Origin of the sequence: Paraburkholderia sacchari (assembly GCF_000785435.2) — a bacterium.
GTDB lineage: Bacteria > Pseudomonadota > Gammaproteobacteria > Burkholderiales > Burkholderiaceae > Paraburkholderia > Paraburkholderia sacchari.
The window spans coordinates 38,725-61,002 of sequence record NZ_JTDB02000013.1; the positions used below are offsets into that span (position 1 = coordinate 38,725).

The 22,278-nt window shown below is 61.5% G+C and carries 32 protein-coding genes; 30 read left to right on the forward strand and 2 right to left on the reverse strand.

All coding sequences use genetic code 11. From position 1 onward, the window contains the following. Positions 1–10 precede the first annotated feature (10 nt). The 26 genes from rpsS (at position 11) to dsbD (ending at position 14,375) form a co-directional block, all read left to right on the forward strand. Positions 11–286: a 30S ribosomal protein S19 gene (rpsS, locus tag NH14_RS29720; RefSeq protein WP_027797286.1), complete on the forward strand. Its 276-nt coding sequence runs from the start codon at positions 11–13 to the stop codon at positions 284–286. A gap of 12 nt (positions 287–298) precedes the next feature. Continuing rightward, a complete protein-coding gene (gene rplV, locus NH14_RS29725; protein WP_004199272.1) occupies positions 299–628 on the forward strand; it encodes a 50S ribosomal protein L22 in 330 nt (109 codons plus the stop codon). Between the two features lie 11 nt (positions 629–639). Continuing rightward, on the forward strand, positions 640–1,431 hold the full coding sequence (gene rpsC, locus NH14_RS29730) for a 30S ribosomal protein S3 (RefSeq protein ID WP_035531726.1): 792 nt from the start codon (positions 640–642) through the stop codon (positions 1,429–1,431). Positions 1,432–1,433: 2 nt separating this feature from the next. Then, a complete protein-coding gene (gene rplP / locus NH14_RS29735; RefSeq protein WP_035531725.1) occupies positions 1,434–1,850 on the forward strand; it encodes a 50S ribosomal protein L16 in 417 nt (138 codons plus the stop codon). Positions 1,851–1,860: 10 nt separating this feature from the next. Beyond that, positions 1,861–2,055: a 50S ribosomal protein L29 gene (gene rpmC, locus NH14_RS29740; protein ID WP_035531722.1), complete on the forward strand. Its 195-nt coding sequence runs from the start codon at positions 1,861–1,863 to the stop codon at positions 2,053–2,055. Next, complete coding sequence (gene rpsQ, locus NH14_RS29745; protein ID WP_028213346.1) at positions 2,052–2,324, forward strand: 30S ribosomal protein S17; 273 nt, start codon at positions 2,052–2,054, stop codon at positions 2,322–2,324. The genes rpmC and rpsQ overlap by 4 nt, the downstream gene beginning before the upstream one ends. A gap of 365 nt (positions 2,325–2,689) precedes the next feature. Next, positions 2,690–3,058 carry a 50S ribosomal protein L14 gene (gene rplN / locus NH14_RS29750; RefSeq protein ID WP_028213345.1) on the forward strand — a complete coding sequence of 123 codons (369 nt, stop codon included), beginning with the start codon at positions 2,690–2,692 and terminating at the stop codon, positions 3,056–3,058. Positions 3,059–3,067: 9 nt separating this feature from the next. Beyond that, entirely contained in the window at positions 3,068–3,376 is a 309-nt protein-coding gene (gene rplX / locus NH14_RS29755; protein WP_035531718.1) for a 50S ribosomal protein L24, read from the forward strand. A gap of 16 nt (positions 3,377–3,392) precedes the next feature. Next, entirely contained in the window at positions 3,393–3,932 is a 540-nt protein-coding gene (rplE, locus tag NH14_RS29760) for a 50S ribosomal protein L5 (protein WP_035531716.1), read from the forward strand. 7 nt (positions 3,933–3,939) lie between these two features. Beyond that, on the forward strand, positions 3,940–4,245 hold the full coding sequence (gene rpsN, locus NH14_RS29765) for a 30S ribosomal protein S14 (RefSeq protein WP_035531713.1): 306 nt from the start codon (positions 3,940–3,942) through the stop codon (positions 4,243–4,245). 14 nt (positions 4,246–4,259) lie between these two features. Next, a complete protein-coding gene (gene rpsH, locus NH14_RS29770; protein WP_027819345.1) occupies positions 4,260–4,655 on the forward strand; it encodes a 30S ribosomal protein S8 in 396 nt (131 codons plus the stop codon). 18 nt (positions 4,656–4,673) lie between these two features. Further along, a complete protein-coding gene (rplF, locus tag NH14_RS29775) occupies positions 4,674–5,204 on the forward strand; it encodes a 50S ribosomal protein L6 (protein ID WP_027819344.1) in 531 nt (176 codons plus the stop codon). Positions 5,205–5,216: 12 nt separating this feature from the next. Then, a complete protein-coding gene (gene rplR, locus NH14_RS29780) occupies positions 5,217–5,582 on the forward strand; it encodes a 50S ribosomal protein L18 (protein ID WP_035531711.1) in 366 nt (121 codons plus the stop codon). Positions 5,583–5,596: 14 nt separating this feature from the next. After that, positions 5,597–6,115, forward strand: a complete 519-nt coding sequence (rpsE, locus tag NH14_RS29785) for a 30S ribosomal protein S5 (RefSeq protein ID WP_028206522.1) — start codon at positions 5,597–5,599, stop codon at positions 6,113–6,115. Between the two features lie 11 nt (positions 6,116–6,126). Continuing rightward, positions 6,127–6,309, forward strand: coding sequence for a 50S ribosomal protein L30 (rpmD, locus tag NH14_RS29790; RefSeq protein ID WP_006400644.1), 183 nt, complete (start codon positions 6,127–6,129; stop codon positions 6,307–6,309). A 35-nt stretch (positions 6,310–6,344) separates the two neighbouring features. Then, positions 6,345–6,779: a 50S ribosomal protein L15 gene (gene rplO, locus NH14_RS29795; protein ID WP_028222618.1), complete on the forward strand. Its 435-nt coding sequence runs from the start codon at positions 6,345–6,347 to the stop codon at positions 6,777–6,779. Positions 6,780–6,838: 59 nt separating this feature from the next. Then, a complete protein-coding gene (gene secY / locus NH14_RS29800) occupies positions 6,839–8,185 on the forward strand; it encodes a preprotein translocase subunit SecY (protein ID WP_035531707.1) in 1,347 nt (448 codons plus the stop codon). Between the two features lie 8 nt (positions 8,186–8,193). Further along, positions 8,194–8,412: a translation initiation factor IF-1 gene (gene infA / locus NH14_RS29805; RefSeq protein WP_004521905.1), complete on the forward strand. Its 219-nt coding sequence runs from the start codon at positions 8,194–8,196 to the stop codon at positions 8,410–8,412. 20 nt (positions 8,413–8,432) lie between these two features. Next, complete coding sequence (gene rpmJ / locus NH14_RS29810) at positions 8,433–8,549, forward strand: 50S ribosomal protein L36 (protein WP_027819338.1); 117 nt, start codon at positions 8,433–8,435, stop codon at positions 8,547–8,549. Between the two features lie 35 nt (positions 8,550–8,584). Next, a complete protein-coding gene (gene rpsM, locus NH14_RS29815; RefSeq protein ID WP_035531705.1) occupies positions 8,585–8,950 on the forward strand; it encodes a 30S ribosomal protein S13 in 366 nt (121 codons plus the stop codon). A 28-nt stretch (positions 8,951–8,978) separates the two neighbouring features. Then, complete coding sequence (gene rpsK / locus NH14_RS29820; RefSeq protein ID WP_006052224.1) at positions 8,979–9,383, forward strand: 30S ribosomal protein S11; 405 nt, start codon at positions 8,979–8,981, stop codon at positions 9,381–9,383. A 164-nt stretch (positions 9,384–9,547) separates the two neighbouring features. Further along, complete coding sequence (gene rpsD / locus NH14_RS29825) at positions 9,548–10,171, forward strand: 30S ribosomal protein S4 (RefSeq protein WP_035531703.1); 624 nt, start codon at positions 9,548–9,550, stop codon at positions 10,169–10,171. Positions 10,172–10,295: 124 nt separating this feature from the next. Continuing rightward, positions 10,296–11,273 (forward strand): DNA-directed RNA polymerase subunit alpha, encoded by a 978-nt coding sequence (locus NH14_RS29830; protein WP_035531702.1) that lies wholly within the window; start codon positions 10,296–10,298, stop codon positions 11,271–11,273. Positions 11,274–11,426: 153 nt separating this feature from the next. Further along, positions 11,427–11,819: a 50S ribosomal protein L17 gene (gene rplQ, locus NH14_RS29835; protein ID WP_027797304.1), complete on the forward strand. Its 393-nt coding sequence runs from the start codon at positions 11,427–11,429 to the stop codon at positions 11,817–11,819. Between the two features lie 257 nt (positions 11,820–12,076). Then, on the forward strand, positions 12,077–12,409 hold the full coding sequence (gene cutA / locus NH14_RS29840) for a divalent-cation tolerance protein CutA (protein WP_035531782.1): 333 nt from the start codon (positions 12,077–12,079) through the stop codon (positions 12,407–12,409). Further along, positions 12,402–14,375 (forward strand): protein-disulfide reductase DsbD, encoded by a 1,974-nt coding sequence (dsbD, locus tag NH14_RS29845; protein ID WP_052148395.1) that lies wholly within the window; start codon positions 12,402–12,404, stop codon positions 14,373–14,375. The genes cutA and dsbD overlap by 8 nt, the downstream gene beginning before the upstream one ends. A 93-nt stretch (positions 14,376–14,468) precedes the next feature. On the opposite strand, the gene hemB is transcribed toward dsbD, so the two are convergent. Then, positions 14,469–15,467, reverse strand: a complete 999-nt coding sequence (hemB, locus tag NH14_RS29850) for a porphobilinogen synthase (protein ID WP_035531700.1) — start codon at positions 15,465–15,467, stop codon at positions 14,469–14,471. Positions 15,468–15,794: 327 nt separating this feature from the next. After that, the gene (gene yihA / locus NH14_RS29855; protein WP_035531698.1) at positions 15,795–16,439 is read right to left on the reverse strand and encodes a ribosome biogenesis GTP-binding protein YihA/YsxC; all 645 of its coding nucleotides are present in this window, start codon (positions 16,437–16,439) and stop codon (positions 15,795–15,797) included. Positions 16,440–16,675: 236 nt separating this feature from the next. On the opposite strand from yihA, the gene NH14_RS29860 reads away from it, so the two are divergent. From NH14_RS29860 to msrP, 4 genes are all read left to right on the forward strand, one after another. After that, the gene (locus NH14_RS29860; protein ID WP_035531697.1) at positions 16,676–17,347 is read left to right on the forward strand and encodes a c-type cytochrome; all 672 of its coding nucleotides are present in this window, start codon (positions 16,676–16,678) and stop codon (positions 17,345–17,347) included. A gap of 149 nt (positions 17,348–17,496) precedes the next feature. Beyond that, complete coding sequence (locus NH14_RS29865; RefSeq protein WP_035531696.1) at positions 17,497–19,701, forward strand: cytochrome c biogenesis protein ResB; 2,205 nt, start codon at positions 17,497–17,499, stop codon at positions 19,699–19,701. 72 nt (positions 19,702–19,773) lie between these two features. After that, positions 19,774–21,009, forward strand: a complete 1,236-nt coding sequence (gene ccsB / locus NH14_RS29870; RefSeq protein ID WP_035531695.1) for a c-type cytochrome biogenesis protein CcsB — start codon at positions 19,774–19,776, stop codon at positions 21,007–21,009. A 217-nt stretch (positions 21,010–21,226) separates the two neighbouring features. Then, positions 21,227–22,228 (forward strand): protein-methionine-sulfoxide reductase catalytic subunit MsrP, encoded by a 1,002-nt coding sequence (msrP, locus tag NH14_RS29875; RefSeq protein ID WP_035531694.1) that lies wholly within the window; start codon positions 21,227–21,229, stop codon positions 22,226–22,228. Positions 22,229–22,278: the final 50 nt, after the last annotated feature.

Here is a 22,278-nt window from a genome sequence, read left to right on the forward strand (position 1 = left end):
GGAGTAGGCAATGGCACGTTCTATTAAGAAAGGTCCGTTCTGCGACGCCCATTTGCTGAAGAAGGTTGAGGCGGCTGCAGCGACGCGCGACAAGAAACCGATCAAGACCTGGTCGCGTCGTTCGACGATCCTGCCGGACTTCATCGGCCTGACGATCGCCGTTCACAACGGCCGTCAACACGTTCCGGTGTATGTCACGGAAAACATGGTCGGCCACAAGCTTGGCGAGTTCGCACTGACCCGTACGTTCAAGGGTCACGCGGCCGACAAGAAGGCCAAGAAATAAGGGGCAATCAAGATGGAAGTGAAGGCAATTCATCGCGGTGCCCGCATCTCGGCGCAGAAGACGCGTCTTGTGGCTGACCAGATCCGCGGTCTGCCGGTTGACAAGGCACTGAACGTTCTGACGTTCTCGCCGAAGAAAGCGGCTGGCATCGTGAAAAAGGTTGTGCTCTCGGCGATCGCAAACGCGGAACACAACGAAGGCGCCGACATCGACGAGCTCAAGATCAAGAGCATCTACGTCGACAAGGCTGCTTCGCTGAAGCGTTTCACCGCGCGCGCCAAGGGCCGCGGCAACCGCATCGAGAAGCAATCCTGTCACATCACTGTGACGGTCGGGAATTAAGGAGCCATACGATGGGACAGAAAATTCATCCGACTGGCTTCCGTTTGGCCGTCAGCCGCAATTGGGCTTCGCGTTGGTACGCGAACAACAACAATTTCGCGGCGATGTTGAAGGAAGACATCGGTGTTCGTGAATACCTGAAGAAGAAGCTGAAGAACGCTTCGGTGGGCCGTGTTGTGATCGAGCGTCCGGCAAAGAACGCTCGCATCACGATTTACAGCTCGCGCCCGGGTGTGGTGATCGGCAAGAAGGGCGAGGACATCGAACTCCTCAAGGCCGAACTCCAGAAGCGCATGGGCGTTCCGGTTCACGTGAACATCGAAGAAATTCGCAAGCCGGAAACCGACGCGCAGCTGATCGCCGACTCGATCACGCAGCAGCTCGAGCGCCGCATCATGTTCCGTCGCGCAATGAAGCGCGCGATGCAGAACGCGATGCGTCTGGGTGCCCAGGGCATCAAGATCATGAGCGCCGGCCGCCTGAACGGTATCGAAATCGCGCGTACCGAGTGGTACCGCGAAGGTCGAGTGCCGCTTCACACGCTGCGTGCCGACATCGACTACGCAACCTCGGAAGCGAAGACGACGTACGGCATCATCGGCGTGAAGGTTTGGGTCTACAAGGGCGACACGCTCGGCCGCAACGACGCACCGGTGGTGGAAGAAGTCGCCGAAGAAAAGCGTCCGCGCCGCAATGCGCGTCCGGGCGATCGTCGTCCGCGTCGTGATGGCGAAGGTGCACCGGGTGCCCGTCGTGGCGCACCGCGCCGTGGCGCCGCAGGCGACGGCAAGAGTGGAGAATAACGATGCTGCAACCGAAACGCAGGAAGTATCGCAAAGAGCAGAAGGGCCGTAACACTGGTATCGCAACGCGCGGCAACGCCGTTTCGTTCGGTGAGTTCGGTCTGAAGGCTATCGGTCGTGGTCGTCTGACCGCGCGTCAGATTGAATCGGCACGTCGTGCAATGACGCGCCACATCAAGCGCGGCGGCCGCATCTGGATCCGTATCTTCCCGGACAAGCCGATCTCGCAAAAGCCGGCGGAAGTGCGTATGGGTAACGGTAAGGGTAACCCTGAGTACTACGTCGCTGAGATCCAACCGGGCAAGATGCTGTACGAAATGGATGGTGTGTCCGAAGAACTGGCCCGTGAAGCCTTCCGTCTGGCTGCAGCCAAGCTGCCGCTGAAGACGGTCTTCATGGTTCGCCAGCTCGGCGCCTAAGGAGTGAATGATGAAGGCTTCTGAACTTCACCAGAAAGACAAGGCCGCGCTCGACCAAGAGCTGTCGGACCTCTTGAAGGCGCAATTCGGCCTGCGCATGCAACTCGCGACCCAGCAGCTCACGAACACGAGCCAGCTGAAGAAGGTTCGTCGCGACATCGCACGTGTGCGGACCGTCCTGACTGAGAAGGCGAACCAGAAATGAACGAAAGCGTGAAAACCTCGCTTAAGCGGACGCTGGTCGGCAAGGTCGTCAGCAACAAGATGGACAAGACGGTCACCGTCCTGGTCGAGCGCCGCGTCAAGCACCCGATCTACGGCAAGTACGTCGTGCAGTCGAAGAAGTACCACGCTCACGACGAGTCGAACACGTACAACGAGGGCGACCTCGTTGAAATCCAGGAAACTCGTCCGGTTTCGAAGACGAAGGCCTGGACCGTGTCGAAGCTGATCGAAGCAGCACGCGTCATCTAAAGAGCCGTTTCAGATGATGCAGTACCCCGGGGCCGCGGTTCCCAAAGCCACCGGGGTAGAGAAGTTGTTGAAATCGCTAAAGATTTCGCTTGCGAGACCAAGATTATCGAGTTATAGTCTTGGTCTTCCCTCTTTATGGGCTCGTTGTTGGCAAAGCAACGGGCAAAAGTAGTGGGGGAGGTGGTTCGGGCGCCAGTCCGGATCTGCAAGATTCACCGGAATGCGATGGCCGGTTTCGTTTGCCGTCGCTGCTGTTCTAACCCAAGCAGCTGAGCGGTCGTTCTAGTGGCGGCGCGGCTGACGGGACCAAGACTGACCGGATGTGCCATGGTGGCGCAACCGGATTAAGTTGGGAAAGATAAACCATGATCCAGACCGAAACTCGGCTTGAAGTAGCCGACAACACGGGTGCGCGTGAAGTCATGTGCATCAAGGTGCTCGGCGGCTCGAAGCGTCGTTATGCCAGCATTGGCGACATCATCAAGGTGAGCGTCAAGGAAGCAACGCCGCGCGGGCGCGTGAAGAAGGGCGAAATCTACAACGCTGTTGTGGTTCGTACCGCCAAGGGCGTGCGCCGTCAAGACGGCTCGCTGATCAAGTTCGATGGCAACGCCGCCGTGCTTTTGAATACCAAGCTTGAGCCGATCGGCACCCGCATTTTCGGGCCGGTTACGCGTGAGCTGCGTAGCGAACGATTCATGAAGATCGTTTCGCTGGCGCCGGAAGTGCTGTAAGGAGTCGCGATGAACAAGATTCGCAAGGGTGACGAAGTTATCGTCATTACCGGCAAAGACAAGGGCAAGCGCGGTGTCGTGCTGGCCGTGGGCGAAGAGCGCGTTACTGTCGAAGGCATCAACATCGCGAAGAAGCATGTGAAGCCGAACCCCATGAAGGGTACGACGGGTGGCGTGGAAGCCAAGGCAATGCCGCTGGCTATCTCGAACGTCGCATTGGTCGACGCGAACGGCAAGCCGTCGCGCGTGGGCATCAAGGTCGAAGGGGACAAGAAGGTTCGTTTCCTGAAGACGACCGGTGCTGTCCTGAGCGCCTGACGCTGCGGAGTAAAAAATGGCACGTTTGCAAGAATTTTATAAAGAGAAGGTCGTCCCCGGCCTGATCGAGAAGTTCGGTTACAAGTCGGTCATGGAAGTGCCGCGCCTCACCAAGATCACCCTGAACATGGGTGTCGGTGAAGCCGTCGCTGACAAGAAGGTCCTCGAGCACGCCATTGGCGACCTCACGAAGATCGCCGGCCAGAAGCCTGTCGTGACGAAGTCGCGCAAGGCAATCGCCGGCTTCAAGATCCGCGAAGGTTACCCGATCGGCACGATGGTTACGCTGCGTGGCAATGCCATGTACGAATTCCTGGACCGTTTCGTGACGGTTGCGCTGCCCCGCGTGCGCGACTTCCGTGGTGTGTCGGGCAAGGCGTTCGACGGCCGTGGTAACTACAACATCGGTGTGAAAGAGCAGATCATTTTCCCCGAAATCGACTACGACAAGATCGACGCGCTGCGTGGGCTGAACATCAGCATCACGACGACTGCGAAGACCGACGAAGAAGCAAAGGCACTGCTCGCCGGCTTCAAGTTCCCGTTCAGAAACTGAGGTTACCGTGGCTAAACTGGCACTGATTGAACGTGAAAAGAAGCGCGCTCGTCTGGCAGCGAAGTTCGCGCCGAAGCGCGCAGCGCTGAAGGCGATCATCGACGACCAAAGCAAGTCGGAAGAAGAGCGCTACGCAGCTCGCCTCGAACTGCAACAACTGCCGCGCAACTCGAACCCGACCCGCAAGCGTAACCGCTGCGCGATCACGGGTCGTCCGCGTGGTACGTTCCGCAAATTCGGTCTCGCACGTAACAAGATTCGTGAAATCGCGTTCCGTGGTGAGATCCCTGGCATCACCAAGGCGAGCTGGTAATAGGAGAAACATAAATGAGCATGAGTGATCCTATCGCCGATATGCTGACTCGCATCCGCAATGCGCAGATGGTCGAGAAGGTTTCGGTTGCTATGCCCTCGTCGAAAGTGAAGATTGCCATTGCGCAGGTTCTGAAGGACGAAGGTTATATCGACGACTTCGCGGTGAAGACCGAAGGTGCGAAGTCGGAATTGAACATCGCGTTGAAGTACTACGCTGGCCGTCCCGTTATCGAGCGCATCGAACGCGTCTCGAAGCCGGGCCTGCGCGTGTACCGCGGCCGCAACGACATCCCGCAGGTCATGAATGGCCTGGGCGTTGCGATCGTTTCGACGCCGAAGGGTGTGATGACGGACCGCAAGGCGCGCGCTACTGGCGTCGGCGGCGAAGTTATCTGCTACGTCGCTTAAGACCTAAGGAGAAGAAACATGTCTCGAGTAGGTAAGAGCCCGGTCGCGCTGCAAGGCGCAGAAGCGACGCTCAGCGACGAGAAGATTACCGTCAAGGGCGCGCTGGGTACGATTTCGCAAGCTGCGAACCGCCTCGTGAAGGTGGTGAACGAAGACGGCGTGCTCAAGTTTGAGCCGACCGACGACAGCCGCGAAGCCAATGCGATGTCGGGCACGATGCGCGCGATCGTCGCGAACATGGTGCAAGGCGTGACGAAGGGTTTCGAGCGCAAGCTGACGCTGGTTGGCGTCGGTTACCGTGCTCAAGCGCAAGGCGACAAGCTGAACCTGTCGCTGGGTTTCTCGCACCCCGTGGTGCACCAGATGCCCGAAGGCGTCAAGGCTGAAACCCCGTCGCAAACGGAAATCGTGATCAAGGGGATCGACAAGCAGAAAGTTGGCCAGACCGCTGCCGAAGTGCGCGGTTATCGCCCGCCGGAGCCATACAAGGGCAAGGGTGTGCGTTATGCCAACGAGGTTGTGATCCTCAAAGAAACGAAGAAGAAGTAAGGGTGCGCAATCATGGATAAGACTCAATCTCGCCTGCGCCGCGCTCGTCAGACGCGTCTCAAGATCGCTGAGCTGCAGGTCGCGCGCCTGGCCGTGCATCGCACGAACACGCACATTTATGCGCAAGTGTTCTCGCCCTGCGGCACCAAGGTGCTGGCCAGCGCGTCGACGCTTGAAGCCGAAGTGCGTGCGCAACTGGCTGACAAGTCGGGCAAGGGCGGCAACGTCGCCGCTGCCTCGCTGATCGGCAAGCGTATTGCAGAAAAGGCTAAGGCCGCCGGCATCGAATCCGTCGCCTTTGACCGCTCGGGTTTCCGCTATCACGGCCGCGTCAAGGCGCTGGCTGATGCTGCGCGCGAAGCCGGGCTCAAGTTCTAAGGAAGGAATTCGTCATGGCAAAGATGCAAGCGAAAGTTCAGGCTGACGAACGCGACGACGGCCTTCGCGAAAAAATGATTTCGGTCAACCGCGTGACCAAGGTTGTGAAGGGTGGCCGTATTCTCGGCTTCGCCGCACTGACCGTGGTTGGCGATGGTGATGGCCGCGTCGGTATGGGCAAGGGCAAGTCGAAGGAAGTGCCGGTTGCTGTCCAGAAGGCGATGGAACAAGCGCGTCGCAACATGTTCAAGGTGCCGCTGAAGAACGGCACGCTGCAACACGAAGTGCACGGCAAGCATGGCGCATCGGTCGTCCTCCTCGCTCCGGCGAAGGCAGGTACGGGCGTGATCGCCGGCGGCCCGATGCGCGCCGTGTTCGACGTGATGGGCGTGCAGAACGTCGTGGCCAAGAGCCACGGTTCGACGAATCCGTACAACCTCGTTCGTGCAACGCTGGACGGTCTGCGCAAGCAGTCGACCCCGGCCGACATCGCGGCGAAGCGCGGCAAGTCCGTCGAAGACATTCTGGGCTAAGGGTGGGCACCATGTCTGAAAAAACTGTCAAGGTTCAGCTCGTCAAGAGCCTGATTGGGACCCGCGAATCGCACCGTGCCACCGTGCGCGGTCTCGGCCTGCGTCGCCTGAACTCGGTCTCCGAGCTGCAGGACACGCCGGCAGTGCGCGGCATGATCAACAAGGTCTCGTACCTCGTCAAGGTCATCGCTTAAAGCGCGCCCGGACCAAAAGACTCCAGGAGTTGAAAATGGAATTGAATAACCTGAAGCCGGCAGAAGGCGCGAAGCACGCAAAGCGTCGCGTTGGTCGCGGCATCGGCTCTGGCCTCGGCAAGACCGCTGGCCGTGGTCACAAGGGTCAGAAATCGCGTTCGGGCGGCTTCCACAAGGTCGGCTTCGAAGGCGGTCAAATGCCGCTGCAGCGTCGTCTGCCCAAGCGTGGCTTCACCTCGCTGACGAAGGAATTCGTTGGTGAAGTGCGCCTCGCGGATATCGAGAAGCTGCCGGTCGACGAAATCGATCTGCTGGCTCTCAAGCAGGCAGGCCTCGTTGGCGAAATGACCCGCAGCGCGAAGATCATCGCTACCGGCGAGATCAAGCGCAAGGTCGTGGTCAAGGGCCTGGGTGCGACGAAGAATGCGCGTGCTGCAATCGAAGCAGCAGGCGGTTCTTTTGCCGAGTGATTGTGGGTGGTGCGTGCGGGCTTGCCCGCCGTCACTAACATCTGCATCGGAGAAGCTACTTGGCTAACAGCCCGAGTCTCGCAAAAACCGGTCGCAGCGCTCCGAAGTTCGGCGACCTGCGCCGGCGTGCAATGTTCTTGCTGCTGGCGTTGGTCGTTTATCGGATCGGAGCGCACATTCCGGTTCCCGGTATCGACCCGGACCAACTGGCGAAGCTCTTCCAGAGCCAGTCAGGCGGCATCCTGGGCATGTTCAACATGTTCTCGGGTGGCGCGCTGTCTCGCTTCACGATCTTCGCGCTGGGTGTGATGCCGTATATCTCGGCGTCGATCATCCTGCAGCTGATGGCGATCGTCTCGCCGCAGCTCGAGGCGCTGAAGAAGGAAGGGCAGGCTGGACAACGCAAGATCACGCAGTACACGCGGATCTTCACGGTGGTGCTGGCAACCTTCCAGGCTTTCGGCATCGCGGTCGCGCTGGAAAATCAGCCTGGCCTCGTGATTGATCCGGGCATGGTGTTCCGCCTGACGACGGTGGTGACGCTGGTGACGGGCACGATGTTCCTGATGTGGCTTGGTGAGCAGATCACGGAACGCGGGCTTGGCAACGGCATTTCGATCATCATTTTCGGCGGGATCGCAGCGGGCTTCCCGAATGCGATTGGTGGTCTCTTCGAACTGGTTCGCACCGGCTCGATGGGTCCCATCTCGGCGATCATCATCGTGGTGCTGATCGCAGCCGTGACGTATCTGGTGGTGTTCATCGAACGCGGCCAGCGCAAGATCCTCGTGAACTATGCGAAGCGTCAGGTTGGCAACAAGATTTACGGTGGGCAGTCGTCGCACCTGCCGCTCAAGCTGAACATGTCGGGCGTGATTCCGCCGATCTTCGCATCGTCGATCATCCTGTTCCCGGCAACTATCCTGAACTGGTTCAGTTCGGGGTCGCGGACCGGCTGGTTCGCGGACACGCTGCACAACGTGGCCGAAGCCCTCAAGCCTGGCCAGCCTGTGTACGTGTTGCTGTACGCGTTGGCGATCGTCTTCTTCTGCTTCTTCTACACCGCTCTGGTGTTCAACAGCAGAGAAACGGCCGACAACCTGAAAAAGAGTGGCGCGTTCGTACCTGGCATCCGCCCGGGCGACCAGACGGCACGCTATATCGACCGCATCCTCACGCGTCTGACGCTGGCCGGTGCGATCTATATCGTGTTCGTTTGCCTGCTGCCCGAGTTTCTGGTGCTGCGCTGGAACGTGCCGTTTTATTTTGGTGGTACGTCGCTGCTGATCATTGTCGTCGTCACAATGGACTTCATGGCGCAGGTGCAGTCGTACGTGATGTCGCAACAATATGAATCGCTGCTCAAGAAGGCCAACTTCAAGGGCGGCGGCGTCCCGATGCGTTGAAAGGACCTATGGCCAAAGACGATGTAATCCAGATGCAGGGTGAGGTCATCGAAAACCTCCCCAACGCAACCTTCCGGGTGAAGCTGGAAAACGGCCATGTCGTTCTCGGGCATATTTCCGGAAAAATGCGGATGCACTACATCCGCATTCTCCCGGGCGACAAGGTGACGGTTGAGTTGACGCCTTACGATCTGTCGCGTGCGCGGATCGTGTTCCGGGCGAAGTGATTTAGAAAAAGGGTAATATCATGAAAGTGATGGCATCGGTAAAGCGCATTTGCCGCAACTGCAAAATCATCAAGCGCAACGGCGTCGTTCGCGTGATCTGCAGCTCGGACCCGCGCCACAAGCAGCGTCAAGGCTGATTAGCGCGCTTGCGCTTTTTGTTTGAGGAAAAACAATGGCTCGTATTGCAGGGGTTAACATCCCGAACCACCAGCACACTGAAATCGGCCTGACGGCAATTTTCGGTGTTGGCCGCACGCGTTCGCGCAACATCTGCGTCGCCGCGGGTGTGCCGTTCAACAAGAAGGTCAAGGACCTGGACGACGCGGATCTCGAAAAGCTGCGTGAGGAAGTGGGCAAGTTTGTCGTCGAAGGCGATCTGCGCCGTGAAGTGACGATGAACATCAAGCGCCTGATGGACCTCGGCTGCTACCGCGGCGTGCGCCATCGCAAGGGCCTGCCCCTGCGTGGCCAGCGTACGCGCACCAACGCACGTACGCGCAAGGGTCCGCGCCGCGCAGCACAGTCGCTGAAGAAGTAAGCGGAACTGACAGTTACAGGAAAACGTAATGGCTAAGGCTTCGAACAACTCCGCGGCGCAACGCGTTCGCAAGAAGGTCAAGAAGAACGTCGCCGAGGGCGTGGTTCACGTTCACGCGTCGTTCAACAACACCATCATCACGATCACCGATCGTCAAGGCAACGCGCTTGCCTGGGCAACCTCGGGCGGTCAGGGCTTCAAGGGCTCGCGTAAGTCGACCCCCTTCGCAGCTCAGGTCGCAGCCGAGTCGGCTGGCCGTGTCGCGATGGAATACGGCGTCAAGAACCTCGAAGTGCGTATCAAGGGCCCCGGTCCTGGCCGCGAATCGGCGGTGCGCGCGCTGCATGGTCTTGGCATCAAGATCACCGCGATCTCCGACGTGACGCCGGTCCCGCACAACGGCTGCCGTCCGCCGAAGCGCCGCCGTATCTAAGGCGTCGCTTGAGCCGAACGCCTGAGCCGCCGGTTTCGGCGTCCCAGGCTCTCGGCGTTATTGAATTGACTAAGCCCACCGTTCGGTTCAAAGAGCCGAACTAGCGTAAAACCGCGGGTTCGCCCATTCAGGTTTTGCGTGATTAATTATCGAAGGAAAGCAACGTGGCACGTTATATCGGCCCGAAGGCCAAGCTGTCCCGCCGTGAAGGCACCGACCTCTTCCTGAAGAGCGCACGCCGCTCGCTCGCCGACAAGTGCAAGCTCGACAGCAAGCCGGGTCAGCACGGCCGCACCTCGGGCGCCCGCACGTCCGACTACGGCACGCAGCTTCGCGAAAAGCAAAAAGTGAAGCGCATCTACGGCGTGCTCGAGCGCCAGTTCCGCCGCTACTTCGCGGAAGCGGAGCGTCGCAAGGGCAACACCGGCGAAAACCTGCTGCAACTGCTCGAGTCGCGTCTCGACAACGTCGTGTACCGCATGGGCTTTGCATCGACCCGCGCTGAAGCGCGTCAGCTCGTGAGCCACAAGGCTCTCACGCTGAACGGCGTCGTCGCGAACATCCCGTCGATGCAAGTGAAGGCAGGCGACGTCGTTGCAATTCGCGAAAAGGCGAAGAAGCAGGCGCGTATCGTCGAAGCGCTGTCGCTCGCAGAGCAAGGCGGCATGGCAGGTTGGGTGTCGGTCGACGCGAAGAAGTTCGAAGGCACGTTCAAGGGCATGCCTGAGCGCAGCGATATCGCTGGCGACATCAACGAAAGCCTGATCGTCGAATTGTATTCGCGTTAATCGGATTGACGGCCGGGGTAACCTCTGTGCTTCGCGCAGGAGGTGGCCTCGGCTGTTTTTTTCAGGTTGTTGCCATCTCAGCCTTATCGGTGTAACGAGCCGAGGGTATTGAAAAGGAAAACCTATGCAAACCAGTTTGTTGAAACCCAAGATCATCGCTGTGGAATCGCTCGGCGAGAACCACGCGAAAGTGGTCATGGAGCCGTTCGAACGCGGTTATGGCCACACCTTGGGTAACGCGCTCCGGCGCGTGCTGCTGTCGTCGATGGTGGGCTATGCGCCGACCGAAGTGACGATCGCAGGCGTCGTGCACGAATACTCGACGCTCGATGGTGTGCAAGAGGACGTGGTCAACCTGCTGCTGAACCTGAAGGGCGTGGTGTTCAAGCTGCATAACCGTGACGAAGTGACGGTTACGCTGCGCAAGGATGGCGAAGGCGTTGTCACCGCTGGCGACATCGAACTCTCGCACGACTGCGAAGTCATCAACCCGGATCACGTGGTTGCGCATCTGACGAAGGGCGGCAAGCTCGACGTGCAGATCAAGATCGAGAAGGGCCGTGGCTATGTGCCGGGCAACGTGCGCCGCTACGGCGACGAGTCGGCCAAGATCATCGGCCGCATCGTGCTGGACGCGTCGTTCTCGCCGGTTCGCCGCGTGAGCTACGCCGTCGAAAGCGCGCGTGTCGAGCAGCGTACCGACCTCGACAAGCTCGTGATGAACATCGAAACCAATGGCGTGATCTCGCCTGAGGAAGCGATCCGCCAGTCGGCGCGCATCCTCGTGGATCAGCTGTCGGTGTTCGCTGCTCTGGAAGGCACGGAAACGGCCGCGGAAGCGCCGTCGCGCGCACCGCAGATCGACCCGATCCTGCTGCGTCCGGTGGACGATCTCGAACTCACGGTTCGCTCGGCGAACTGCCTGAAGGCCGAGAACATCTACTACATCGGCGACCTGATCCAGCGCACCGAGAACGAGCTGCTCAAGACCCCGAACCTGGGTCGCAAGTCGCTCAACGAGATCAAGGAAGTGCTCGCTTCGCGCGGTCTCACGCTCGGCATGAAGCTCGAAAACTGGCCGCCGGCCGGGTTGGACAAATAAGTCGACAAGTAAGAAGTCTGGCACGGGCGCGGATTTTCCCGCATTTTTCCTGTAGAATCCGCGTCTTGCCTTTTTCACGTACCGGCCCGTGCCTGAGTTTGATTCTCTGGCGATAGAAGAGCTGGACCAAAACTTTGTTTCAAGGAAATTGAAATGCGTCACCGTCATGGTCTGCGGAAACTGAACCGCACGAGCAGCCACCGTCTGGCAATGCTCCGTAACATGTCCAATTCGCTCATCGAGCACGAAGTCATCAAGACGACGCTGCCGAAGGCAAAGGAACTCCGTAAGGTTGTCGAGCCCCTCATCACGCTGGGCAAGAAGCCGTCGCTCGCAAACCGTCGTCTGGCGTTCAATCGCCTGCGCGATCGTGACTCGGTCACGAAGCTGTTCGACGTGCTCGGTCCGCGCTTCGCGAACCGTCCGGGCGGCTACCTGCGTATCCTGAAGTTCGGTTTCCGTGTTGGCGACAACGCACCGATGGCTCTGGTCGAACTGCTCGACCGTCCGGAAGTCGCGGAAGAGAACGTCCAGGAAGCGGAATAAGCTTTCAGTCGCTCGGCGCAGTTGTCATTGCGTAGCGAGCGGCGCGCAGAAAAGCCAGGCCTAGCCTGGCTTTTTTGTTTTCGGCGCGGGATTAAACGGCGTGGGCATACGTTCGCTGGATATCGCCGCCGTGTCGTCGCTTCGCTTGCTGATGGCGCATAAGCGAAGCCAATCGGCACCGGTGGTACGATAACGTTCTGCCTCAGGCGCCCTCGGCTCTCGCGCCGTGGGGGCGGGGCACCATGACGGAGCTTGTCGTGACCCTCAATGTAATCCTGATGTTGACCACCTTGCCCGACGAGGACGCTGCCGAAAAGCTGTCGTCGACGGCGCTCGAAGCCCATCTCGCGGCCTGCGTGACGCGGCTCGGCCCGGTCCATTCGCAGTATCACTGGCAGGGCAGGATCGAGTCCAGCGACGAAGTCCAGTTGCTTTTCAAGACGAGTCTCGCGCGCGCGGCCGAACTCGAACAGTTCATCCAGACCCAGCATCCTTACGAGACGCCCGAGATTCTCTCGTGGCAGGTCACGGCGTCGAGCGCCTACGGCCAATGGGTCAATGCCGAGACACAGCGTCCCATTCATGTTTAAGCGTTTCGATCGGCGCTCGCGCGCCGCGCCGTACACCTCGTTTCTGGCTTTTTTCGCACTCGTCGGCTGCGTGCTGCCGTTGCTGTTCGGCGCAGCCACCGCCCGTGCCGACGACAATTTTCTGCCGCCCGATCAGGCCTTCACGTTCAGTGCGAGCGAGGAGCCAGGCGTCGTCGACGTTCATTTCAAGATTGCCGATGGCTATTACATGTATCGCGAGCGCTTTGCATTTGCGACGCGCGACGGTGCGGCCACGCTCGGCGATGCGCAGATACCTCCAGGGCACGTGAAGTTCGATACGACGTTCAACAAGAACGTCGAGACTTATCGCAAGGAAATCACGATTCGCGTGCCCGTGAAGCAGGCGAGCGGGGCATTCGATCTTGCGGTGACCTCGCAGGGATGCGCCGATGCGGGTATTTGCTATCCGCCGGCGGAGCATGTCTATCACGTGAGCGGCCCGGCGCTTCAGGCTGCGGCAGGTGGACAAAGCATGGTGGGCAACGGTGCGCCTGCCACGCCGGCTACACCATCGGCATCGGCGGATGACGCGCAGCAGCCCTGGTACGAACGCGCGACGAGCGCGGATTACGCGCAATCGCTGCTGCAAGGCGGCGGCTTTTTCGGCGTGGTCGGTTTGTACTTTCTCGCGGGCGTCGTGCTGAGCTTGCTGCCCTGCTCGTACCCGATGATTCCGATCCTCTCGGCCATCATCGTGGGTGAGGGCGCGCAGGTCACGCGTGCACGAGGCTTTGCGTTGTCGTTCGTCTACGTGCTCGGCATGGCGCTGGTTTATACGGTGCTCGGCATTGCCGCCGCGCTGGTCGGGCAAAGCCTCGGCGCGTGGTTGCAGAACCCGTGGGTGCTCGGCGTGTTCGCCGGGCTGCTGACCGCGTTCGCGCTCATGCTGATCGCCGGTTACGACCTTGCACTGCCGCAGCGCTGGCAGGATGGCGCGTCTCGCGCGTCACAGGGCCGCTCGGGCGGCAAATTCGCGGCTGTTGCCGTGATGGGCGCGCTGTCCGCGCTGGTGGCGGGCGCCTGCATGACCGCGCCGCTCTTCGCGGTGCTAGCGTTCATCGCGCACACGGGCAACGCCGTGCTCGGCGGCGCGGCGCTTTTCGCAATGGGCATCGGCCTTGGCGTGCCACTCATGATCATCGGGCTCGGTGCGGGCACACTGCTGCCGCGCGCGGGCACGTGGATGGATGGCGTGAAGGTCTTCTTCGGCATCGCGCTGCTCGCGGCCGCGCTGTGGATCGTATGGCCGGTGCTGCGCGCGAGCGCGCAAATGCTATTGGCCGCGCTCTGGCTCCTGCTCGCCGCCGCCGCGCTGGGACTCTTTACGCCGAACGCGGGCGCCTCCAATGTTTGGCGGCGTTTAGGACGCGGCGTAGGCGCCGCGTTCGCGATCTGGGCCGCTACGCTCATCGTCGGCCTTTCGGCGGGCTCGGCCGATCCGCTGCGTCCGCTCGCCGTGCTGGCCGCACGCACGGGTGGTGCCACGGGCAACGGCGGGGCGCAGACCGGGGCGGCGGAAGCCGACGCGCTGACCTTCGCCCCAGTGCGCTCGTCGGCGCAACTCGACGCGATGCTCAAGACGGCGGGCAAGCCCTCGATGCTCGACTTCTACGCCGACTGGTGCGTAAGTTGCAAGGAGATGGAGAATCTCACGTTCAGCGATCCGCGCGTGCAGGCGCGCCTTGCGCAACTCGGGTTGCTGCGCGCCGACGTGACGGCCAATAACGCCGACGATCAGGCGCTGCTCAAGCGCTTTGGCTTGTTCGGCCCGCCGGGCATCATCTTCTTCGATGCAAGCGGCCAGGAAGTCCTGCGCGTGGTGGGCTACGAAAACGCGGATAAATTCCTCGCCCGGCTCGATCGCGTTGTGGCGCAGGGGCAGTCGCCGGCGCCTTCGGCCAAGCCTGTGCAATCGGTGCTTTCCACGCTCACGGGCAGGTCGTAAGCACACCGCACGACGCATCGAGCGTCCGCGCAAACAAAAAGGCACGTCGCGGACGTGCCTTTTTCATGTGCCAAGCACGAAGCCGCTCGACGCTTACTTCTGCGCGCGCAACAGGCGGGCGGCGTCGAGGGCGAAGTACGTGAGAATGCCGTCGGCTCCCGCGCGCTTGAACGCGAGCAGCGACTCCATCATCACCTTGTCGTGGTCGAGCCAGCCGTTTTGCGCGGCGGCCTTGAGCATCGCGTACTCACCGCTCACCTGGTACACATAGGTCGGGAAGCGGAACTCGTCCTTCACGCGACGCACGATGTCGAGATACGGCATGCCGGGCTTGACCATCACCATGTCGGCGCCTTCCTCGATGTCGAGGCGCACTTCGCGCAGCGCTTCGTCCGAGTTCGACGGATCCATCTGGTAGGTCATCTTGTTGCCCTTGCCCAGATTCGAAGCGGAGCCCACGGCGTCGCGGAACGGTCCGTAGAACGCCGAAGCATACTTCGCCGAGTACGCCATGATGCGCGTATGGATGTGGTTCTCGCTCTCGAGCATCTCGCGGATCGCTCCGATGCGGCCATCCATCATGTCCGAAGGCGCGACGATATCGACACCCGCTTCGGCCTGCGCGCGGGCCTGCGCGACGAGGATCTCGATGGTTTCGTCGTTGATGACGTAGCCGTTTTCGTCGATCACGCCGTCCTGGCCGTGGCTCGTGTACGGGTCGAGCGCAACGTCGCACAGCACGCCCAGCTCTGGAAAGCGCTTCTTGAGCTCGCGCACGGCGCGCGGAATCGTGCCGTCGGGGTTGGTCGCTTCGATGCCGTCGGGCGTCTTCAACGCGGGATCGATGGCGGGGAAGAGCGAGAGCACGGGAATGCCCAGTTCGACGCATTGCTCGGCCACGCCCATGAGCAGATCGACCGAGACGCGTTCGACGCCGGGCATCGACGGCACGGCTTCGCGCACGTTGGTGCCCGCGACCACGAACACGGGGTAGATCAAGTCGTTGGTGGTGAGGAGGTTTTCGCGCATCAGGCGGCGCGAGAAGTCGTCGCGGCGCATGCGGCGCGGACGATGGTGCGGATAGAAGCTCATGTCGGCAGGGATATCTTGAAACGGAGCGCGCCTGGGCGCGCAGGAAACTTTTCAGGACAATGGTATATCATACCGATCGAGCGAGGCGCCTGGCGCCGGACTCCCCGCTTCTCCTCCCTGAGCGGGTGCCTGTCGTTTTTCGATAAGGCTGTTTAGCCCGCCGGCATTTGCGGCGGGTTTTTTTATGTGCCGTCGAAACAGGCGATGCCGGTGCGCGGGCGAGGACGCGCGGCGTCGCGCGTCCCGCTATGTGAGCTAAAGCACGTAGCGCACCGAAAGTGGACAGCGAAGCGCCGGGCCTGGGTTCACGGCGCGAGCGCGCCGGCTTTAAGCCTCTGCGGATTCGGCCTGGGGCGCGATCCAGCTTTCGATGACCGCGTGCGCCTCGTCGAGCCCCACGCGCTTGAGCGCGGAAAAGAGCTGCGCGCTCAGCTTCCCTTTATAGCCCTGCTTGCTGTACTCGTCGAAAGCCTTATTCGTCGTGCGCAGCGCGAGAACGCTTTCTTGACGCGTCAATTTGTCGCATTTCGTCAGAAGCGCGTGGATGGGCTTTCCGGTCGGCGCGAACCACTCGATCATGCGCCGGTCCAGCTCGGTGAGCGGCCGGCGCGCATCCATCATCAGCACGAGGCCGGCAAGTTGCGCACGCGTTTGCAGATAGAGCGAGAGCAGTTGCTCCCAATGGGCCTTCGCGGCTTCCGGCACTTCGGCATAACCGTAGCCGGGCAAATCGACCAGATAGCCAGCGGGATCGTCGGCGCGGCCCACGCCAAAATAGTTGATGTGCTGCGTGCGGCCCGGAGTTTTCGAGGCGAAGGCGAGGCGCTTCTGGTTGCACAGCAGGTTGATCGCCGTGGATTTGCCTGCGTTCGAGCGGCCGGCGAACGCAACCTCGGGCCGCGCGGTGGCGGGCAGGTCGCGCAGATGATTCACCGTCGTGAAGAAACGGGCTTGGTGCAGCAGGAAGGCCATCGGTAGGACCACATGTGAAGTAGCGAGGCGGGAGGGTCCGCCAGGCCCGGAGGTGCCGGGAACGATCTGAAGATATCGGGGGGAGGCCCGACTGGCGCCGTGGCGCCTTGCGCGCTATTGTACAATGCGACGGTTTACTGAATACCGGGAAGGCCAGCGCGAGGCTTTCCAGGTAGAGCGGTCGCTGTCGTGTATTTGCAGAACCTGATTCCCACAAGACGAAACAAGGTGCGCGAATGAATCGATTGGGCAAGTCCTTGAAGGTACTCCAATTTGCGATAGGTGCGACAGCAGCAGGTCTCGTAGCAAGTGTTTCGATGATGGCGACGGCAGCCGAGCCGGCTCCAGCCAAGCTCGATCTGGCCCGGGGGCAGGCCATCGCGGCGCAGGTCTGCGCCGCCTGTCATGGCGCCGATGGCAACAGCAGCGGCGGCGCCTATCCCAAACTCTCCGGCCAGCACGCCGATTATCTCGTCAAGCAGCTCAAGGATTTCAAGCCACAGCCCGGTGGCAAGCCCCCTGCGCGTAATAATCCAATTATGGTTGGCTTTGCCAGCGCGCTTAACGATCAGGATATGATCAACGTTGCGGCCTGGTTCGCATCGCAGACGCCCAAGCCCGGCACCGCGCATGATGCGAATACCGTGCCGGTCGGCCAGAAGATCTGGCGCGCCGGTATCGCTGATAAAGGCGTGCCCGCATGCGCCGCGTGCCACGGACCCACGGGGCAGGGCATTCCGGTTCAGTACCCGCGGCTCTCGGGCCAATGGTCGGAATACATCGTCGCGCAGTTGCAGGCGTTCCAGCAGCGCACGCGCAACAACAACGAGCCGATGCGCGAAATCTCGCACCGTCTCTCGGACGACGAGATCAAGGCGGTCGCCGACTACGCAGCCGGCCTGCATTGACCCCGGCCTCGCGCCGGGCAGCCGAAGAACAAGAAAAGGGTGTGGGCGCCGCGTGCATACGGCGGTCCCGCACCCTTTTTTGCTGTAATGCGCTGACGAACAGCACAGTAAGAAGTGCCATGAGAGGCGCAATGAGAAGCGGAGTTTGAATGAGCGTCACCACGCAGGGTCTGCAGTTGAATATCCGCCAGAGAGCGGTCAGGAGCACCATCGAGCTGCTCAGCTCGATGCGCTTTGCCATCGCGCTGCTCGTGGTGCTTTCCATTGCGAGCATCATCGGCACGGTGCTCACGCAGGACGACCCGTACCCCAACTACGTCAATCAGTTCGGCCCGTTCTGGGCCGATATCTTCCGCGCGCTGAGCCTTTACACGGTATATAGCGCGTGGTGGTTCATGACCATCCTCGGCTTTCTCGTGGTGTCGATCTCGCTGTGCGTGATCCGCAACGCGCCGAAGATGATCGCCGACACGAAGAGCTGGAAGGACAAGGTTCGCGAAGGCAGCCTGCGCGCGTTTCACCACAAGGGCGAGTTTGTGCTCGAGGGCGGCTCGCGCACGCAGACCGCCGCGACGCTCGGTAAGCTCGCGCAGCGCCTCGGCTACAAGTTCGTCACGCGCGAAACCGGAGGCGCGACGCTCATCGCCGCCAAGCGCGGCGCGCTCGCGAAGATCGGCTATATCTTCGCGCACCTCGCCATCGTGGTGATCTGTCTCGGCGGCCTGCTCGACAGTAATCTGCCGATCAAATTCCAGATGTGGCTCTTCAACAAGACGCCCATCCAGAGCAACGCTGTCATCAACGACATTCCGCCCGAACATCGGCTTTCCACCGCGAATCCGACTTTCCGCGGCTATGCGTGGGTGCCCGAGGGCCAGTACGTTTCCACGGCCATCCTGAACCAGCCCAACGGCTCGCTCATTCAGGATCTGCCGTTCTCGATCCAGCTCAACAAGTTCATCGTCGATTACTACTCGACCGGCATGCCCAAGCTCTTCGCGAGCGACATCGTCGTGATCGACCACAAGACGGGCCAGCGCATTCCGGCGCGCATCGAGGTGAACGAGCCGTTCGAGTACGAGGGCGTGTCGATCTATCAGTCGAGCTTCCAGGACGGCGGCTCGCAGATGCACATGACTGCCTGGCCCATGGCCGGCGCGAGCGCGAAGAGCTTCCCGTTCGACGGCACCATCGGCAACTCTGCGAAGCTTGCGTTGCCCGCGGGCCAGAGCGTGCCGGGCGTGGACGGCCAGACCATCGAGTTTGCCGACTTCCGCGCGATCAACGTCGAGAACATCTCGAACGGCAGCGGCCAGACCGACGCGCGCGGCGTCGCGCGTCAGACCCTCAAGGAAGCGTTCGACGAGCGCCTCGGCTCGGGCGCGAAGAGCTCGAAGCCGCTCGATCTGCATAACGTCGGGCCCTCGGTGCAGTACAAGGTGCGCGACAAGGACGGCCAGGCGCGCGAGTACAACAACTACATGCTGCCTGTCGACGTGAACGGCGCGCGCATCTTCCTCGCGGGCATGCGCGAGAACCCCGACGAGCCGTTCCGTTACTTGCGCATTCCCGCCGACAGCGGCGGCACGATGAAGGAGTGGATGCTGCTGCGAGCCGCGTTCGAGGATCCGGCGCTGCGCGATCAGGCCGCGCAGCGCTTCGCCGCACGCTCGGTCCCCGATGCGAACCGCGAGTTGCAGCAGCATCTGCAAGAAAGCGCCTCCCGCGTGCTGACCCTTTTCGCGGGCGCCGATCGTTCGGCGCAGGGCACGTCCCAGGCGCAAAAGGGCGGCTTCCAGGCGGTGGCGATCTTCATCGACAAGTCCGTGCCCAAGAACCAGCAGGAAAAGGCCGCCGGGCTCCTGCTGCGCATGCTCGAAGGCGCGACGTGGGACCTTTGGCAACTCGCGCGCACGCAGGCGGGCGAGCCCGTGCTCAAGCCCGACGCGCAATCGACGCGCTTCGTCCAGGACTCGATCAATGCGGTTTCGGACAGCTTCCTGTACGGATCGCCTGTCTATCTACAGCTTGATTCATTCAAGCAGGTGCAAGCTTCGGTATTTCAGTTGACGCGCGCGCCGGGCAAAAAACTCGTGTATCTTGGCAGTCTGTTGCTCGTAATCGGCATCTTCTCGATGTTTTATGTGCGCGAGCGACGTCTGTGGTTCTGGCTGAAGGACCGGAGCGAGGCCAACGGCGGGGGCGTCGACGTCATCATGGCGATGTCGACCGCGCGCCGCACCCTCGACTTCGAGAAAGAGTTTGCCCGTACCCGCGAAGCGGTGTCCCGAGCCTTGGGCGCGAAACCCGAGGCCGCAAGCGCTAGCAGCAGCGGAACGGACCGTACCCCTTGATCCACGCGCCACTCACGCGTTTCACACGATTGGCGCGATCCACGGAAACTCACGATCGACACCGGTAAGCCCATGGACTTGACTCAAGTAACTTCATCCGCGCAAACCCGCCGCGCCGACCGCGCGGCAGCGGCCGCGTCGCACGATGCGGCGCTTGCGCACGATCCCCACGCGGACGCGTTCTTCGACGAGCGCCCCTTCCTGCGCCGTCTCACGGCGCTCGACTGGCTGTTCGCGCTGGCGCTGGTGCTGGGTGCGGGCTTCGCGCTCTCGCGCTATCACGCGCACATGAATTACTACGACAAGCTGGTGCTGTGCGGCACGGTGCCGGCGCTCGTCGTGCTGGGCTGGCGCTGGAAGCCGGCGCGTCTGCTGATGGCGGGCATTGCCGTGCTGTCGGTCGGCGCGATCCAGATTTATCAGGGCGACCTCGCGCGCGCCGATCAGGCGTTCTTCCTCAAGTACTTCCTCTCGAGCCAGTCGGCCATCCTGTGGATGAGCGCGCTGTTCGTGCTGGCCACGCTGTTCTACTGGATCGGCCTGCTTTCGCGCTCGGCCACGGGCGGCGCGATCGGCACGAAGCTCACGTGGACGGCGGTGCTGATCGGCTTCGTCGGCCTGATGGTGCGTTGGTACGAGTCCTATCTGATCGGCGCCGACGTCGGCCATATTCCCATCTCGAACCTCTACGAAGTGTTCGTGCTGTTCAGCCTCATCACGGCGCTGTTCTATCTGTATTACGAAAAGCACTACAACACGCGCTCGCTCGGCGCGTTCGTGCTGCTCGTGATCAGCGCGGCCGTGGGCTTCCTGATGTGGTACTCGATCTCGCGCGACGCGCAGCAGATCCAGCCGCTCGTGCCCGCGCTGCAAAGCTGGTGGATGAAGATCCACGTGCCGGCGAACTTCATCGGCTACGGCAGCTTCGCGCTTTCGGCGATGGTGGGCGTGGCCTACATCATGAAGGAGCGCGGCGTGCTGGCGGACCGTCTGCCTGCGCTCGACGTGCTGGACGATGTCATGTACAAGTCGATCGCCGTCGGCTTTGCGTTCTTCACCATCGCGACCATCCTGGGTGCGCTGTGGGCTGCGCAGGCGTGGGGCGGCTACTGGAGCTGGGACCCGAAGGAAACCTGGGCGCTGATCGTGTGGCTCAACTACGCGGCGTGGCTCCACATGCGCCTCATGAAGGGCCTGCGCGGCGGCGTGGCCGCGTGGTGGGCGCTCACGGGCCTGCTCGTTACGACCTTCGCGTTCCTCGGGGTGAACATGTTCCTCTCGGGCTTGCATAGCTACGGCAAGCTGTAACGCGAGGTAACACGTGGTATTGGCAGGCGGTGTAACCGCCGCCGCCCGCCCAGCGAACTAACCGTCGGATGCCTCGCGCTCCGGCGGTTTTTTATTTGCGGGGCGGAAGAATTGCGGGCCGCGTGCGTTTGCCTGGTAGTGGAGGGCACCGAACGGCGCGCGGACGCAGCGGGGGCCCGGACAGGCCGAAGCGGGCCGATTCGACAGGAGCAACATCATGTGGATCAAGCGCAGCAGCAGGATCATCCTCAACGGCGACGACATTGCCGCGAGCGAGATCACGCCGCAAAAGGTGTATGAACAGCGTCGCCGTTTGCTGCAGGCGGCCGGAGCGGCCGCGCTGGGCGGTGTGGCGGGCTTGATCGGCGCGCGCGATGCGTTCGCGGAATACGCGCCGCCCGATGCGAAGGCGCCCAGTCTGGCTGCGAAGACCAACACGAAGTTCGTCGCGCTCGACAAGGTCACGCCCTACAAGGACATCACGACCTATAACAACTTCTACGAATTCGGCACCGACAAGGGCGATCCCGCCGAGAACGCGCATACGCTGCGGCCGCGCCCCTGGAAGGTGAGCGTGGAGGGCGAGGTGAAGAACGCGAAGGTCTACGACATCGACGAGATTCTCAAGCTCGCGCCGCTCGAGGAGCGCGTGTACCGGCACCGCTGCGTGGAAGGCTGGTCGATCGTGGTTCCGTGGATCGGCGTGTCGCTTTCCGAGTTGATTCGCCGTGTGCAGCCTACCGGCAACGCGAAATACGTGCAGTTCATCACTCTTGCCGACCACTCGCAGATGCCCGGCCTCGCCGATCCGATCCTCGATTGGCCGTACTCCGAAGGATTGCGCATGGACGAGGCGATGAACCCGCTCACGCTGCTTACCGTGGGGCTCTACGGTCAGGTGCTGCCGAACCAGAACGGCGCGCCGGTGCGCGTGGTGGTGCCGTGGAAGTACGGCTTCAAGAGCGCGAAGTCGCTCGTGAAGATCCGCTTCGTGGAAAAGCAGCCGCCCACGAGCTGGAACACCTACGCAGCCAACGAATACGGCTTCTATTCGAACGTCAATCCGAACGTCGATCACCCGCGCTGGAGTCAGGCGACGGAGCGGCGTATCGGCGAGGACGGTTTTTTCGCGCCCAAGCGCAAGACGCTCATGTTCAACGGATACGGCGATCTGGTAGCGTCGATGTATCAGGGCATGGATCTGCGCAAGAACTTTTGAGCTTTTGCATGGGACCAGAGTAAGGAGCTTTGCTCCAACTCTGGTCGACA